We start from the raw sequence: 15,719 nt of genomic DNA, 5'->3' as shown, positions 1-15,719 counted from the left end.
CTATAAACTAGATTTATAGAGAATTTGATTATGCCTACGTTTACTTACTTAGAATTCCTTTTTAATCAATTTAACCGCTTCTTTTGTGGTAAGTATATCATTAGCCATATACTTGAAGTTAATCATTGCTGCTTCGTAGCCATTGCCCTCGGGCAAATTTGCACCAGCTGTTGCATCGGTTACAACAGCCACTTCAAATCCCTGCTCTAATAATTCGCGCATATGCGATTCTGTGCATAGATTTGCAGACATCCCTGCAAGAATTACTTTATCAATCCCCTGTTTTCTCAGTTGGAGTACCAAATCATTTGTCTCAGGGCCATAAATTTTATGCGGGCCGGTCACAACTGTCTTACCATTATTTATATATGGCTTATATTGCTCCAACCAATCAGCTCCAGAGTTTTCAAACCCGTTTAAGCTTAGAGGGTCGTCTCGGTTGAACATACCAAGTTTGTGCATTACCACTTCGAGGTTCCCCTCAAACTTCCACTTATGATCATGAGGGTAGTAATAGTGTGGGGAAATAAATAAAGGCACATCCTTTTTCCCTGCAACTTTCATTAACCGTTCGAGGTTCTGAACTGTATTATTTTTTTCTACGCTTTCTCCCACCACACCCCAGGTTACACCATTAGGGCTTAAGAAATCATTCTGCGGGTCGGTTATTACGATTGCAGTCCGCTCCGGATCAATCTTCATACCAGGCTCGGCTTGACCGGCAAAGCTATTTAATGAGAAAGAGATAAACCCTAGTGCTACAACTGGCGCTACTAGATTATTTAAAAAATTCATCAGGTATTTTCCTATCCAAAGCTATTAAGTTATGTAGGGTAAGCAAGCAGGATATTGCTAGCACTCAACCTGGAACGTATAATATCCTTACAATCTGTATGATAAATGCTTTAGAATATGTATTTTATGTCAGATCGTATGAATATATGGTTTTTAGGTGTTTGCCGTTATGGACGTGTTAAGTGATTTGCTCCGGGTTTTCCACTTAAAAGCACATGTTTTTTTATACAGCCAATTTTATGGCGCGTGGCGGGTAGACACCTCCGGAGAGCAAAAGGCCACCTTTCATCTTGTTACCCGTGGTGTTTGCTGGTTACATTTACCCTCTCAGGATGTGCCAATACCATTAAGGGCCGGTGACTTGGTGGTATTTCCTCATGATGCTGTTCATACAATAACCCATAGTCAGGACACACCAGACCTTAAACTGGAACTTAACCAACCTAATGATGAGGGACAGGCTTTAGGTAGGGCTGCTACAAGTTTAATATGCGGTTATTTTGAACTCGATCACTTTAGCTGGAATCCTCTTCATGAAGATTTGCCTGAGGTTTTAATCGTTCAGAATGATTTGGCTGAAGGCGCTGCACTAATTGAAACGGTGACTCGTTTTTTAACATTTGAAATAGAAAACAATTTGCCTGGCGAGAAAATTGCTATTGATCACTTGTCCAAAATATTATTTATTTATATTGTCCGCGCTCATATGAAGAGCTCACAGTTTACCGATGGATACATTAAAGCACTCGCGGACCCCAAGCTGGGAAAAGTTTTACAGTCTATCCATTCTGATCCAGGATACTCGTGGACAGTTGATAAATTATCCAAACTTGCTGCTATGTCTCGATCATCATTCTCTGAAAAATTCCTGCTTTTAGTGAAAAAGACACCGATGCAGTATGTTACCAATTGGAGAATGCAGCGTGCTCACCAAGAGTTTTATGAAAAGAAAAATTCAACTGCTCAAGTAGCCCATCAGTTTGGCTATCAATCCGAGGCCAGTTTTAGTAAAGTATTTAAAAAACACTTTGGCTATGGTCCCGGAGCAGCAAGAAGGAAAGGTATCGAATCTTGACATTTCCAGTTATTTATTAATAACTCAGTAGCTTCTACAGCCTAACAGCCTAACAGCCTCCAAAATCATCTGCTCTACAGAATACTTTACTGCGCAGATCATCATAGCCACAGCACCAACAAATGTCGTAAGCGAAAGTGAAGCGTTGAGTTCAACGAGAACCAAAGATATTGCACTCACAGCTAGCAACTTTAAGTTTTCTATATGGATTTTCAAGAAGCTACGATCAATCAAACCTGAATGACAAATAAGAAAAAACCCTATTGCAACACATGAAGTTGTTACTGAAGCCTCAGGTGAATCACCTCCAACTTTCAGGGAGTGATAGAATCCATAATAGACAAATAGCGCCAAAAAATTGACCAACGATTTTTGCTATCCGTCTCAAAATTAGTTAATTTAACTCCTCCAAAAAGAAATGTCTATTCGTAGTGGTGCTAAAGGCGGAAAGGCAGTTCGTATCTGCTGTTGGTGACAGGCGTACACCAGGATTACTTCGGATATGACCATATAAGTCACAAGCCCCGCCCAATGGGGCGGGGTTTAGTCACATTCTATGATGTGTAGAAGTGTTTCTACATTATGCAACTGTAGATTGACTCAGCTTATCAAGGACCGGAAACAAATCGCTCGGCTCAGGACGACGTGTATAGTCAGGATTCACTTCAGCATAAGCAATCGTGCCATCGGTGTCGATCACATATCTTGCAGGCATAGGTAGATTCCACTCTCCATCACGGTGGATGGTCGGGAGTTCAACCTTGAACATCTTGTGGAATTCAATTACGTAGGACTGTAATGTCCAGCGTATACCTAATTTGTTTGCGAGCTCACCACCCTGGTCAGTTAGAATTGGGAAACTCAGCTTATTATCTCGTTGAGACTTACGGCTTTCCCCCGGCCCTTGCATAGAAATAGCAACCAAGGTTGCACCACGAGCCTTGATTTCCTCTGCAACTTCTTCTAATGCCTGGAGCTCAATATTGCAGTACGGGCACCAAACTCCACGATAAAAAGTGAGAATAACGGGACCTTTAGCAAGTAGCTCTTTCAATACAACTTCATTGCCGTCAGAATCTTGCAATGCAAAGTCTGGAGCTTTCTCTCCTACTTTAACAGATCGTTCTGCTTGGCCACTATCTGCCAATTCCTGGGAGGACCGGGCAAAAGCTTCGAAAGCACCTTCTGGGGCCTGTTTTTTAAACACTTCTTTAAAAGCATCTAGTTTCTCTTGAAGAGACATAATCCATTCCTGTAATCGCTTAAAGTTTCTAACCAAAGGTTATGGGTAAGACATTAGTGTGACTAGTCAGCCAATTGGTTGACTATCTATATAGACTTAAAGAACTGTCTACCCCAAACCGTTGTCGACTAGAGTAGACAGTTTGATATCTTCTATAAACATGCTATTTTGAAACTCACTGTATCCCTTAAGGACACAATCGATGTTCCAACAAGCTCACTTGAATGAGATAGTCGTGTTTATTGCTGTAGCAGAGCATGGTAGCTTTACAAAAGCTGCGGCATCATTGAACTCAACCAAATCAGGCACGGGTAAGGCCGTTAAGAAGCTTGAGGAGGAATTGGGTCTTAAGCTATTCAACAGAACAACACGCAGTATCAGGTTGACCGAAGAAGGCAAGATATTTCTTGATGCTGCAAAACATGCGATTGAGACAATCAATGATGCTAAGTTACTACTGAATGCTAGAAAGGATGAGCCTGCTGGGCGCTTACGCATCAATTTACCTATAGGAATTGGCCGAAATATTGTAAGCGCTTTAAAAGGTTTCACACAATCACACCCCAAGGTTACGGTCGAAGTCTCTCTTTCTGACAGCCTAGAGGATGCTATCAAAGGTGAATGGGATGTCGTCGTGAGAATTGGTGAACTAGAAGATAGCTCTTTTATCGCAAAAACCTTGTGCGAATCTAAGCGTATTCTATGTGCCTCACCTAGCTATCTATCAAAAAAAGGGAAACCTAAGACTTTAACTGAGTTACGAGACCATGAAGCTCTCGTTTTCCGGGCGCCCACTGGAAAAATGAGAGATTGGTCATTTCGAGAAAGTGATGGCTCAATTACTGAATTCTCCCCTTCCCCAGTAGCAATATTCAGAGATGGACGAACTCTGATAGACGCTGTTGTTGGTGGTATGGGTATAGCGCAGGTTTATGACAAAGCACTCGGCTCTTCTATTCAAAATGGTGAAGTTATTGAGTTATTCCCAGATAAAGTAGTACCCGGTCCACCTGTTAGCGCACTGATTCCTAGTGGTAGAGCAATGCCTGCGAAAACAAGGGTTTTTATCGAGTTTCTAAAAAACGAGCTTGGTTAGACTTTGATCTAATAGCTGGACTAAAGGTATACACTAAATATCCTCTACCATTAAGACCCATGCTTTATTCAAAGAATGCTAAAAAATGATTGAAGCAGGAAGCTTACTTCTTTGAGGGGAATTACAGCTTACGGCTCTTTCTTACTGAACCAGGATTAATGTCAAGTTGCTTCTTGAATGCTTTGCGAAAAGCGGATTCGGACTCATAGCCACACTTATCAGATATCTCTGCCGTTGATAGTGAAGTTGTCATTAAGAGTTGTTTGGCTAGCTGCATACGTCAAGCAGTTAAGTGCTGCATCGCCGGAGTCCCTACAAGATCATGGAATTTTTTGGCAAAAGATGACCTTCCCATGGCGGCATGTTTTGCCAGACTCTCTGTAGTGACCAAGAGCGTTCGGGATTATTGTGTACTGCTGCAAGAGCACGGCTTATTTTATTGTCGAATAGAGCGGCTAGTAGCCCACTTTTAACCTGACCAATTGCTATCTGCTGGCGAAGAACTTCTATGAATAGCAGCTTAGCAAGTTGATTGACAACTGAGTGTGAGCCAGGCCGCTTGTGGTTAAGCTCTAACATAATTAGATCTATGTAGGTTTTGACACCATGAAGAGCGATACTGTGCTTATTGACCGGCAATAAAATCAAAGACTCTAAAGTATCAAGTAGAGGCCAAATTATCGAATTTTCAAATTCGAAATATCCACAGATGATACGAGTGACTGACAGATCAGGGGTCCATTGTGGTAGAGCATTAATAGTATCCAAATCAGGGGGGGTATCGAACTATTACTCAATACATGGCTATCATCATGCGGAAAAATTATCAGGTCACCAGGTTCAAGCCTCTTTGGTGGCTGATTTTCTCTATGCAGCCATGCCTCCCCTTGATCTATCAAGTGAAAGGTCATCTTCCTGCTTCCAGAAGCATCGAGAACCCAGGTACCACAGAATTCGCCATCGACAAATATTTCTGCGCTAAGTGCCAAGCCTGTGAATAGCGTACTTAACGCATCTGGCTCCTCAAGATATACATCTGGACTTTCTGACATATTATATGGACGATTGACGTCTATTAATACCTATTGGGTGCACTATAATTCACTCTTAATGGAGGCACAATATTGACATTGCCCCGAACTTCATCCTTGATTAGAGTATTTATTGTGAAAAGAGCAACCATATATTCGACTTCTAGCTGCCCATATTGCGTAGCAGCCAAGTCTTTACTTACTAAAAATAACTTTGAAATAACAGAGTTTGATGTTGGGCGTGATCCCAATCGATATGCTGAAATGCAGAAACTAACACCAAAGCGTACCGTTCCTCAGATCACAATCAATGAGGAATATATCGGAGGGTATGCAGATTTGGTTAGTTATTTTTCTTCGAAATAAGCATACGATGAAATAATAGCCCTCGTGTAAGAGGGCTAAATGACAATTTGGTTTATTAGTTTTCCCTATTCACTAAAGTGTTTATCTTTAGACTCTGGCTTTTCCTTGCTCCCACAAAGAGACGCAGTGCTACTCTCAAAATAGTTAGGGACCTTATCATCAATAACTGACGGGTTGACAATAGTCACGGGTACATCTCTAGGACCTTTTTCTATACTGAAGCGAACCGGGTATACGATAGCCTTAAGGTTCGATAGGTGACCTTCCCTTTTAATAATTAAAGAATGACCTCTAAACATCAAGCTCCTTCTTTCTATTACTCAAAAGTGCCCCTTACTCTCCGACTGGTGCTCATTAATCACTAATGTAATTCATAAGCAGAAGGAATCAGTGGAGGTGGTAGAAAATAGCTGATCATGACAATCTATCAACGACAACAATTTATGAAGAGCGCTCTGAAGAAGTTCTTAAGGGGGCATTATTGTGTTGATGAGTATGTTCTCAATAGCAAGAAGTCATAAAGTTGAGCGTTTGATGCTCAGGTTTGAGAAAAAGCGAGATCGAGAATTCCAGTTGAGGAATTCCCGTTAATCCCTATAAGATATCTAAATCAAACTATTCAGCCACTGAAGTTTGTTTTCTTAAGAAGACACGCATTTTTTGGACAATGTCATCTGCATACTCCTCCAGCGGAAAATGACCAGTGTCGTACAGATGAAAGTCTATTACTTTAACATCTTTCTTATAGGCTTCAGCTCCGCTACCTGGGAAGATGGGATCATTTCCCCCCCATACAATTAGCATTGGCGGTTGCATTTCTCTCAAGTAAGATTGCCAATCCACATAATGTTTGAGATTATTTGGGTAGTCATAAAGTAATTCAAGATTTAAGGCTGACGTGTCAAACTCATCAACCACAGCGTGATCTAAATGCCACCCATCAGGGCTTATGTTTTCAGGGTTGTTTGCACCGCTGGTGTACATCCACTGGATTCCTTCAAGACTCATAAAGCCGTTAACTTTTGCTTGTTCATCTTCAAATGAGCGCTTGCTGCTGAGTGATTGGAGAGTTAACTCGCTCAGGCCTTCCTTGTAAGCATTGCCGTTCATCACAATGAAACCGGTAACTTGGTCTGGCTTAGACGTCGCGATTCGAAAGCCAACAGGTGCACCATAGTCATGGATCATCAGAAAATACTTCTTAATGCCTTGCTGATCGAGAAACTTCGATATCGTCGAAGCAAGATTATCAAACGTATATTCATATTCCTCAATGCTCGGCTTATCGCTGTAGCCAAAACCTGGATAGTCTGGTGCGATAATATGAAACTCGTTTCCTAGCCGAGAAAGGACTTCTCGATATTGATATGAAGAAGAAGGGAACCCGTGCAACAAAACAATAGTTGGATACGATGGATCGCCTGATTCGCGGTAGAAAATATTGATGCCATCAACGGATTCAGTTCTGTGTTTAACTGAATTTTCTGACACAATTGAGCCAAAATTTACGGTCGACTTTTTCATATTCAAACTCCAATCCATTTTTAAGCAGTTGTGGTAGTTTCACCATGTGTAGAGTACAAATCTAGAATTGTTAAGAAATATATCGGACCTATTCCTAACCTTGATATCCACACTAGCTAGACTTAGGAAGAAAAACTCCAAAATCTCACCCTCTATCTATAAAAATCTGAGTACAGTATAGAAAAACCCCTTTCCATAATGGAAAGGGATGAATTAGCAAATAGAAAGATTTTACTTACCCATTGATGCTAAATACGCTTGGATTTGCTTATATTCAACAGGGTGTTCATTTTTCAGATAATCCATATCGGTTGTCTTGAAAGCAGTCTTACTTCCTTTGCTCGCTCCAACTAGAATATTTTCCAAATCATCAACGATGTCACTAACTAGAGGGCGATCTTTTGCACCTCCAAGGTTCATTTCATTGGGGTTAATGGCCCAACGGTATAAAATATTTCCACTGGTGTCCTCGATAACCACGCCAGGTTGAACCATTCCATGTGAATAAGCATCAATACCATCTGGATAAGGAACTTCATTTTGTGGAGTAATGACTATGCCATACTTCCGTGCCTCCACGTTTTCATTATCAACAGTAATATCAAACCGTAAGTTGTTATTTTTCTTTGATTGGTTTCCTGCCTGGGAAGTGATACCAATTACCTCTCCACCCAGCTGATGAATTTTATCAATGTTGCTGTCGAAGTCTCTCAAGTAGGCATTACACCATGGGCACCAGTCACCACGAAAGAATACCTTTATCACAAATTGCTGCTTCATAATTAGATACCTCGCTATGCAATGCTATTAAGGGTTGAGTTTGCCTTTTCCGACGGCGCTTTTGATTTTTCAAAAACATGTAGGAATGTAGTTGGGTTTGGTCGTCTGCGGTAATTGTCAGTCTCATCACCAAATACTACCTTTCCATCTTCATCTAAAACTATCACTGTTGCCATAACTGTGTCCTTGGGGTATCCGGGCATTCCTGCAGGAGAGCCATCAATATCTTCAATACCCAAAACTTTAGCACCTTTTAATCCTTCATCTTGAAGAATTTCAAAGTGGTTAGGTAAATCAAGTTTTTTGGCGAGTGCTTGTGAATTACCGAAACCTTGATTAGAGATAAACTTCACTTTTACATCGTTTTGCTTCAGTTTATCAGCATACTTCTTCACTTCTTTAAGTTGATTCATGCAGAATGGGCACCAGTTGGCTCTGAAGAAAACCATGAGCGTTTTAGTACCATTAAATGATGAGGAAGAGACACTGGTTTCATCTAATCGTTTGAAGCGCATTTCAGGCAGTGTCCGACCTTTTGCTATAGCTTTGCTTTTTCCTCGATTGTAGTAGGAAAATGACCATACATACCAATGTAGAGACACGAAGCCCAGTGCGGCTACTGCAACAGGAATATACTGGACAAAGGACAGTGGAGCTTGAGTGGAATAAAGTGTATATGCAACTAATGCAACACCGGCAAAATTAATTGCCTGGATAGCCGGTAACCTTTCTGATGTTCTTGAAATACTGAATACATTTGTCAGCACCATCAAGAAAAATGGTAAAGGCAAAGTAGCTAAAAGCGCTCCTATCCAAATCGGATTGCCTCCAGATACATAGATCATAACACCGGACCCTACCCCACTTAACATATTCGATAGAATCATTGGTAAGATAAGTTTTGTTTTCATTTCAAGCTCCTAAAGCATTTGGTTAATGTTCAAAACTTACTATCTATCGTAATGTAAAGCTTAAATTTGATAATCAGCCAAATTAGAGGAACAATGTTTCCAAAATGGATACAATAGTGTTGGTTCTATAGGTCCATTAGTGAGTAGGAATAAGTATATTAAACTCAGGTTTGGGTTCGGTATTTTTCAAGATAGTTGTCGCCTTTCATTGTTATGCAGCAGTCTTAGTTTCCGGCTCCGCTCTCTGTGGATTTAGCGCTACAGATCCTATCGGTCTCCAGTTCCTTGTATCTCCTGACCAACGCAGTGGATTTCTCTCACGCGCTAACTGATAGACCTTATTGCGATTCGACAACAGAACTGTATCCTTACCAGCATGCCTGTCTGCCGGAGTGACATAGCGGATGCCACTGTGCAGATGCTCATGGTTGTACCAGCGCATAAATTCCTCCACCCATTCTCTCGCTGCATTTAAGGAGTTAAATCCTTGTGATGGCCAGCTAGGACAGTATTTTACTGTACGGAACAGTGACTCTGAGTAGGGATTATCATTGCTAACCCGTGGGCGACTATGTGAAGTTTGAACCCCCAGGTCGTACAGCTTGGTTCGTAACGTTTGCGACTTCATCGGGGCACCATTGTCAGAGTGCAGCACTGGGGGGCTAGTAAAGCATTGCTCTCGGAGTATGGCCCTTTGCATCAGCGTGGCTGCATGCTCACCAGATTCACACTCATGCACCTCCCAGACCACGCCCTTACGACTATAAATATCCTCCACCAGATACAAGTAGTAATACTGCCCTTTAACTCTCGATGGTAGATAGGTTATATCCCACGACCAGACTTGATTGGGTGCTTCTGCCACATGAGTGGTAGGCGGCTTATACTTTTTCCTCGGCCGTGATCGCCCACGATGTTGTAGTTGTCCCGCAGCCTTCAATATCCGATAAAAGCTTGATTCTGAGGCTATATACTCACCGCAATCTGCTAGTGCAGGCACTATTTGCCCCGGCGGCTTACTGGCAAACTCTGGGCTATTGCACACGGCTAAAACAGTTTTTCGCTCTTCTTCCGTTAGCCTGTTTTTCGGTATTGGGCGTTGTGCATTGGGACGAAGATCCTCCTTTGCCCCCTCTTCACCTCTCCAGCGCTGCAAGGTGCGCAGACTGATGCCGGCCTCATCACAAGCCGGGGCTTTACGGGCACCGGCTGCCACGGCTTCTTCTATCCAGCCAATGAGTTGATGCCGCTCTGGGGCCGGAGTCAATCGTCCCCGCTGTCTACCTCTCCCCTGAGGGCATTCAACTTTTTTCTAAGCACCAGCAGCGCCGCTGTCTCAGCTAGCGCTTTCTCCTTGCGTCTGAGATCCCTCTCCAGCTCCTTGATACGCCGCTTAGCTTGCCGAGCCTCTTCACGCTCCCGTTTGCGTCGCTCAGCATCCGACAGCGTCCCTTCGATAAAGGCTGTCTTCCAGGCCTGCACCTGCTCGGGGTACAGTCCCTTACTACGGCAGTATTCACTGAGTTCAGCCTCGCTGAGCCTTGCTGTTTCAACGACGACAGCAAACTTAGCTTCTGCTGACCAATTTTTACTCTGCTTACCACTACCAGGCACAGGGACCCCCTTTTCTTTGGCTTCTTGACGCCAATTGTACAAGGTAGCTTCACTAATGCCTTCCTCCACAGCAACCTCTGGGATAGGTCGATTATCCGGTGGCAGCAGCTTCTTAAGTACTGAGGCTTTGCGTTCTATTGAGTAACGGGGCATTTGCTCCTCTTACCGCCCCCTGTCTTACTTTCCATTTTAAAGAGGCGACAACTATCCTGACACAGGGGGATTCACCGAACTCTTAAAAAAGCAGACCCACCAAAAACGCAACCATGTTTGCGAGTGGCTACTGTCTATTCACATTAAAAAAACTGCTCACAATCGATAGGTAATATACCTTCAGTGATGTCATGACGTTTAATTTGAGCGGCTAATTTACGTCCTAGATTGCTATCAGAGAGCGTTGGTACTCGGGTCTTGTCGATTTCATAATTTGATTGTTCAAATTGAGCATTAAATCCGTTTACTCGCTGTAGAGCTTTGCGACAACGGGTCTTTTGGCTCAATTCAGAGATAGCTCTAATGCTGTTTTTTCGTGAAAAGCGTGGATAGTTTTGAAAGTAGAAAAATTCTTCCAAATGACGATTACTCCAGGAAAGAAATGTGTCCATTAAGCTATAAAAAAGTGTGTTTTCACTCAAATCATCTACCAGTAAATTGAATGTATTCTGCTCAACCTCTGGTAATTGGCTATGGGGCCCTGGCGTCATTTCCAATTGTAGCAACCAGGGGCCACCATTTACAGGGGTAATCTCTACCAGCTTAAGGCTAGCGCCATCGTACCTAAGATCTTCAAGGCTTTGTATTACAACTGATTCCGAAGCGGGTTCACGTATGTTGACAAACATACCCTGGTATTTGGCCATCAAGGGTAAATCGTGATGTGTGCTAAACGGTGTTGTGACTTTTTCTTTTTTGTGGAGCTTGAATAGCTCTCTTACTTCATGCTCGCGAGCTTTTTGAAGTGCTAAGTATGCAGTTTGAATGATCTCTGAACTTGGGAGATGAGGTTCTACACGCCATTTACGACCGTAAACAATTTTTTTGCTGGGTTGAGATTCTATGGAACGATAATTATCGTAACCTATAATTCCGACTTGTATATAAAGCTGTCTGTCAGTTTCTACAGCGAAAACCGGATATCTTTCATCATAACTAACATCAAGTAAGATGGCTTCAACCGATTGCAATGTGTGTTGGTACTTTAAATAATGTTGAGGTATACACTCATCCTTCTGATTGAGAGTAATAGTCGGTGCAAAAGCCAATGGTGTTTCACCTTCTAACAAGGAGAAACCGCCCTTTTCCAATTCAGCAGTTTGAGTTTTTTCTTGATTTTTGCACAACATTCTCGACTTCCTCTCATGCCTTCAATTCTCAATCAGAGGTTAAAGATTTAGAACCTGGTTACTGGCAGAGAGCTCTTAAAGCAAGCTAACTCTGAACCTAAATTATTAATGAGAGAGTTTATTTGTACCTTTTAATCCAATAAACATAGCATTTAGAAATTTATAGTATCAAATAATGATACAATAGAGGCTGCATTAATTGGCGTTTAGTGTCAAAAAAGGTTGTATTAATCGGTGTTGTAAAGAATTTAAGCACCTAAGGAGAGAAAGTTGAGTGTATAAGTACAGCTTACCCTTGGTAAGTTTTTTCGATTCTACCAATCAGTAAGCAACATTGAATATCGTGCGGAAGTGTTTTGGCTGCTCGATTTCATTCAACATGGCAATGGCATAATCTTCAGCACTGATCCGACTTTTGCCACCTTCAGCATTGTCCGCCCTGCAACACGAAACGCACCGGTTCTTTCACCTGGTTCGATCATGCCCCACTATTCACCCGAACGTAAAGAGGCCATCTTCAAGAAGATGGCACCGCCTCACAGTATGACCGTGGCCGAACTGGCTAGTCAGGAAGGCATCAGTACCGCCACCCTGTACAATTGGCGCAAAGCCGCTAGACAACGAGGTGCTGTTTTGCCGTCCAACTCTGCCACTCCCGAAAACTGGAGTAGCGAAGAAAAATTCAGAATCGTCCTTGAGGCCGCCCCGATGACTGAGGTGGAACTCAGTGAATACTGCCGCAAAAACGGCCTTTTTGCCGAGCAGATTCAGGCCTGGAAAGCGACCTGCATGTCAGCTAATGCTGTATCTGACGAGCAGTCGAAGCGCAACCAAAAAGCCAGTAAGGCCGAGAAAAAGCGTATTAAAAAGCTTGAGGCAGAGCTGCAACGCAAGGAGAAGGCACTCGCAGAAACCGCTGCGCTGCTCATACTGTCAAAAAAAGCCGAGGCGATCTGGGGCCACAAAGACGAGGACGAATGACCAGCCTTCCAGATCGCCAGCAAACCGGAATGCTTTTGTCTTAGCCGGTATAATTCTGCCACTAAAGATCAATGCATTGAGGGGTGAACCAGAAACTGCAGTTTCAAGAGGTAACTCAATAAGCTCACCATTTTCATTAGTAAGCTCAGCGCCCTATCATAGGTTTGAGCAATACCTAACCTAGCAATCACCGAATCGATAAAAGATCGTCCATCACTGAAAACAGCGAGGGACCGTTACGAGATAGGTCACGATACTGCGGGTGCGGAAATGCTGATTCCGCCCCGGCAGATTGGGATTTAACCGGGCCTCAGCCCAGACAACAAAAGCGAAATTGAGCAATAGCACCGGTAGCGCCCCGACAGTGCGAAATATCAGCAGCGTCCCCCCACCAGATACCACAGAGAAAACTGAGTATTACGGCACTAATAACAGGCGCGGACTCCCCCCCAAAATGGACAACCCCAACCACAGCATAAAGATTCCAACGACAAATGGCAGCAAACCCAGGTAGACCAGCCAGTTAAGGAGCCTCTGAACAACCCCGTAATACCTCTGCGGGTCTTGAAGGCTACAGATGTTAGACGCAGTTCGCCGCGAATGGCCCTAGTCCTTTACAAGAGCTGCAACGCAGCAGCTGTGGCCTTCAAGGCCCGCCCTTCGGGGCTTACAGAGGCATAACGGGGTTGTTCAGAGGCTCCAGGTATCTATACGAAGGAGAGCTATGGATGTCGGTACCCATGTCGTCTAAGCTTCCAGATCAAAGACCGTTTCGTCTCAAAACAACAAGCTTAGTGGCAGGGGCAAGCAGCAATGGATACCGAACAGAAGATTGACGTTAAACAAGCGCTGCGGGTATTTGATAAAGCGACCAAGGAGGGGCACAAGGAAGGCAATGAGTGGCATTACCAGGGGCTGACGGTCAGTACCGACTATGACGGTTATACAATTTTTATCAATTCCCCCAAAGTAAAACTAACCGTATTTTTCCACAATAAATTTTCTGTGGACTCTACCAGCAGTAAAGAGCTTGAAGAGTTTATCCGATTGCTGGATAGGCTTGATTCGAAGTGAGAGGAGGAACCTAAAAACACCCAAGCGTGCAAATTTTAAGCAGCGAGATGATGCACGTACCCATCGTGCGGGTCCGCAATGGGCGGCTCCCTATCCGTAATGAATCTCTACCCAACGATGCTGAATGTTATGGCAGTGCGCTACCTCAACGTTAACCGACTGGAAATATATCGGTAGGCTAGCCTTATCTTTTAACTCATGGATTTAGGTTCAGGTCCAAGGTATTAATCTTGGCATTAGGCTGCTATGCCGTCGGCTGACTTCGGTTTAATCACCTTGCTCATTGCTGAGCGAGGCGCTGCTATGTTCCACCATTTTTTCTATCCCACGATGGTGGCTAGCGGGCCGGGTCTACTCATGGGCCAGCTGGTAGTTTTGCTAGCGGCTTCCTCCCCACAAGACCTCGCGACCTTGCTGTTGCCACTCGCTAGTAGTTAACGCTTAATGGAGCCCATCTTCCTACAGGGGGCTTTCACCCCATTAGTTCACGCCAATGCTGGGTGTACCAAGCTGCTTAAATATCGCTCCGGCCAAAAAAACGGGCTCCACTACTGGACCTGCTAACGCGTACCGCTTAGCAAGGCGTTATGCAAATGAGCAAACTGAGCCCCCGGCATTATTGCCGGTCAAGCTGTTCAGTTTGCCTGAAGAACCCTGCTTACAACCATCGCTTCGGATACCGCTGCCCGGAAATAAGCCGGTGGTATAGCACCCCGAATACCACAATCAGAACGGTTCCTGCCGCCACCGGCATCAACAGGAAATCCCAGTGTTCACCTGCGAGCATAACGACCAGAGGATTGGCCCCAGCTGGTGGGTGAGTAGTATTGGTCAGAAGCATCGAGCTTACCGCTAATCCTACAGCTAACCCCATAGACCAGGGTGTAACTCCCGCTAAAGCTGCTACAGAAAGGCCGATCGCGGTTGTTAGAAGGTGCCCTACGATGATATTCCTAGGCTGTGCAAGCGGGCTTTCCGGTAATCCGAAAAGGATTACCATCGTCGCACCAAAGGGAGGAATCAGCCAAATGGTGGACTGAATTGCACTACCCAAGCTGCTCAGAGCGGTAATACACAACATTGCTCCCAGGCCCGCCAGCAAAGAAACAGAATGACGTGAAGTAATCAGGCGATTGTACATAGGGAAAACCTCTATTATGGTAGACAGGCCGGTCTACTTTAGGGTAGACAGTTCTGTCTACCAATGTCAAGATTCGAGCATCTGATATAGGTATTACCAATGGATAAGCAAGAATTGCTGGTTCGTACCGCCTTTAAGTTATTCTACATACACGGCATTCACGCCGTGGGTGTGAACCTGGTGTTGGCAGAGTCCGGCATAGCTAAAAAGACGCTTTATCACCATTTCCCGAGCAAAGAATATTTGGTAGAGGCGACTATACGTTATCGTGATCACAGTTACCGGGCATGGCTGATATCGAGGCTGGAAAATGTTCCTGCAGGCAAGCTCGCATTGCTAGAATTATTTAATGCCTTAACTGACTGGTTTCATAGTCAGGTTCCAGATATTGGCCACTTCAATGGCTGCTTCTTTATCAATGCCAGCGCTGAATTCGGTGACCAAGACAATGCCATCCATCGGGCCTGTGCCGAACACAAAGCTGGGATAACGCTATTGATTCGAAAACATGTTGAGGAGTTATCTCTTCCAGAGGAAATAACAGAAGAGATCACAAGCCTGACTGCTCTGCTTAAGGAAGGCGCAATCTCAATGGCCCATGTTCAGGGAAATCTTGATGCGGCGCTGGAAGCCAAAGGAATACTGGAGAAAGTTCTGAATAGTTATGCTGACAAATAAACTGGAAATTTGCGAAGGTAACATCTGCCGCTTCTTCTCCACCAAGAGATTAAGTGATGACAAAACG

Annotated in this window: 17 protein-coding genes; 6 read left to right on the top strand and 11 right to left on the bottom strand. The window is 43.8% G+C overall.

The window, feature by feature from the left end; all coding sequences use genetic code 11:
- Nucleotides 1-48: 48 nt before the first annotated feature.
- Nucleotides 49-795 carry a cysteine hydrolase gene (locus ACJJIK_RS01340; protein ID WP_444943954.1) on the bottom strand — a complete coding sequence of 249 codons (747 nt, stop codon included), beginning with the start codon at nucleotides 793-795 and terminating at the stop codon, nucleotides 49-51.
- Between the two features lie 169 nt (nucleotides 796-964).
- Here ACJJIK_RS01340 and ACJJIK_RS01335 point away from each other — a divergent pair, with 169 nt between their 5' ends.
- Nucleotides 965-1,870 carry an AraC family transcriptional regulator gene (locus ACJJIK_RS01335; protein WP_444943953.1) on the top strand — a complete coding sequence of 302 codons (906 nt, stop codon included), beginning with the start codon at nucleotides 965-967 and terminating at the stop codon, nucleotides 1,868-1,870.
- A 580-nt stretch (nucleotides 1,871-2,450) separates the two neighbouring features.
- Here ACJJIK_RS01335 and ACJJIK_RS01330 read toward each other — a convergent pair.
- On the bottom strand, nucleotides 2,451-3,113 hold the full coding sequence (locus ACJJIK_RS01330; RefSeq protein ID WP_444943952.1) for a peroxiredoxin-like family protein: 663 nt from the start codon (nucleotides 3,111-3,113) through the stop codon (nucleotides 2,451-2,453).
- A gap of 202 nt (nucleotides 3,114-3,315) precedes the next feature.
- Here ACJJIK_RS01330 and ACJJIK_RS01325 point away from each other — a divergent pair, with 202 nt between their 5' ends.
- Nucleotides 3,316-4,209: a LysR family transcriptional regulator gene (locus ACJJIK_RS01325; RefSeq protein WP_444943951.1), complete on the top strand. Its 894-nt coding sequence runs from the start codon at nucleotides 3,316-3,318 to the stop codon at nucleotides 4,207-4,209.
- A gap of 121 nt (nucleotides 4,210-4,330) precedes the next feature.
- Here ACJJIK_RS01325 and ACJJIK_RS01320 read toward each other — a convergent pair whose 3' ends face one another.
- From ACJJIK_RS01320 to ACJJIK_RS01310, 3 genes are read right to left on the bottom strand one after another with little or no spacing between them, the layout of a single operon-like run.
- Nucleotides 4,331-4,486 carry a helix-turn-helix domain-containing protein gene (locus ACJJIK_RS01320; RefSeq protein WP_444943950.1) on the bottom strand — a complete coding sequence of 52 codons (156 nt, stop codon included), beginning with the start codon at nucleotides 4,484-4,486 and terminating at the stop codon, nucleotides 4,331-4,333.
- A gap of 35 nt (nucleotides 4,487-4,521) precedes the next feature.
- Complete coding sequence (locus ACJJIK_RS01315; RefSeq protein WP_444943949.1) at nucleotides 4,522-4,977, bottom strand: cupin domain-containing protein; 456 nt, start codon at nucleotides 4,975-4,977, stop codon at nucleotides 4,522-4,524.
- Nucleotides 4,887-5,261 (bottom strand): cupin domain-containing protein, encoded by a 375-nt coding sequence (locus ACJJIK_RS01310; protein ID WP_444943948.1) that lies wholly within the window; start codon nucleotides 5,259-5,261, stop codon nucleotides 4,887-4,889. Before ACJJIK_RS01310 ends, ACJJIK_RS01315 begins: the two co-directional genes overlap by 91 nt.
- 114 nt (nucleotides 5,262-5,375) lie before the next feature.
- Here ACJJIK_RS01310 and ACJJIK_RS01305 point away from each other — a divergent pair, with 114 nt between their 5' ends.
- Entirely contained in the window at nucleotides 5,376-5,606 is a 231-nt protein-coding gene (locus ACJJIK_RS01305; protein WP_444943947.1) for a glutaredoxin domain-containing protein, read from the top strand.
- Nucleotides 5,607-6,221: 615 nt separating this feature from the next.
- Here the strand turns inward: ACJJIK_RS01305 and ACJJIK_RS01300 are convergent.
- From ACJJIK_RS01300 to ACJJIK_RS01280, 5 genes are all read right to left on the bottom strand, one after another.
- Nucleotides 6,222-7,130 (bottom strand): alpha/beta fold hydrolase, encoded by a 909-nt coding sequence (locus ACJJIK_RS01300; protein ID WP_444943946.1) that lies wholly within the window; start codon nucleotides 7,128-7,130, stop codon nucleotides 6,222-6,224.
- A 231-nt stretch (nucleotides 7,131-7,361) separates the two neighbouring features.
- A complete protein-coding gene (locus tag ACJJIK_RS01295; RefSeq protein ID WP_444943945.1) occupies nucleotides 7,362-7,910 on the bottom strand; it encodes a peroxiredoxin family protein in 549 nt (182 codons plus the stop codon).
- Nucleotides 7,911-7,924: 14 nt separating this feature from the next.
- On the bottom strand, nucleotides 7,925-8,821 hold the full coding sequence (locus ACJJIK_RS01290) for a peroxiredoxin family protein (RefSeq protein ID WP_444943944.1): 897 nt from the start codon (nucleotides 8,819-8,821) through the stop codon (nucleotides 7,925-7,927).
- A 211-nt stretch (nucleotides 8,822-9,032) separates the two neighbouring features.
- A protein-coding gene (locus ACJJIK_RS01285) for an IS3 family transposase (RefSeq protein ID WP_444943943.1) occupies nucleotides 9,033-10,588 on the bottom strand; the annotation gives its coding sequence in 2 pieces (ribosomal slippage) (nucleotides 9,033-10,103 and nucleotides 10,106-10,588; 1,554 coding nt in all).
- A 143-nt stretch (nucleotides 10,589-10,731) separates the two neighbouring features.
- Nucleotides 10,732-11,778: a hypothetical protein gene (locus ACJJIK_RS01280; RefSeq protein WP_444943942.1), complete on the bottom strand. Its 1,047-nt coding sequence runs from the start codon at nucleotides 11,776-11,778 to the stop codon at nucleotides 10,732-10,734.
- 351 nt (nucleotides 11,779-12,129) lie between these two features.
- Between ACJJIK_RS01280 and ACJJIK_RS01275 the strand changes: the two genes are divergently transcribed.
- Entirely contained in the window at nucleotides 12,130-12,759 is a 630-nt protein-coding gene (locus tag ACJJIK_RS01275; protein WP_444943941.1) for a transposase, read from the top strand.
- Between the two features lie 813 nt (nucleotides 12,760-13,572).
- Nucleotides 13,573-13,833, top strand: coding sequence for a DUF3081 family protein (locus ACJJIK_RS01270; protein WP_444931572.1), 261 nt, complete (start codon nucleotides 13,573-13,575; stop codon nucleotides 13,831-13,833).
- A 658-nt stretch (nucleotides 13,834-14,491) separates the two neighbouring features.
- Here the strand turns inward: ACJJIK_RS01270 and ACJJIK_RS01265 are convergent.
- The gene (locus ACJJIK_RS01265; RefSeq protein WP_444943940.1) at nucleotides 14,492-14,974 is read right to left on the bottom strand and encodes an HPP family protein; all 483 of its coding nucleotides are present in this window, start codon (nucleotides 14,972-14,974) and stop codon (nucleotides 14,492-14,494) included.
- A 99-nt stretch (nucleotides 14,975-15,073) separates the two neighbouring features.
- Here ACJJIK_RS01265 and ACJJIK_RS01260 point away from each other — a divergent pair, with 99 nt between their 5' ends.
- Nucleotides 15,074-15,652, top strand: a complete 579-nt coding sequence (locus tag ACJJIK_RS01260; RefSeq protein ID WP_444931574.1) for a TetR/AcrR family transcriptional regulator — start codon at nucleotides 15,074-15,076, stop codon at nucleotides 15,650-15,652.
- The last annotated feature ends 67 nt before the right edge of the window (nucleotides 15,653-15,719 follow it).

The sequence above is a fragment of the Microbulbifer regidiadema (SeqCode) genome, from assembly GCF_052466995.1.
Note: the sequence above shows the minus strand (reverse complement) of the source record. Positions and strands in the feature narration are given on the sequence as shown.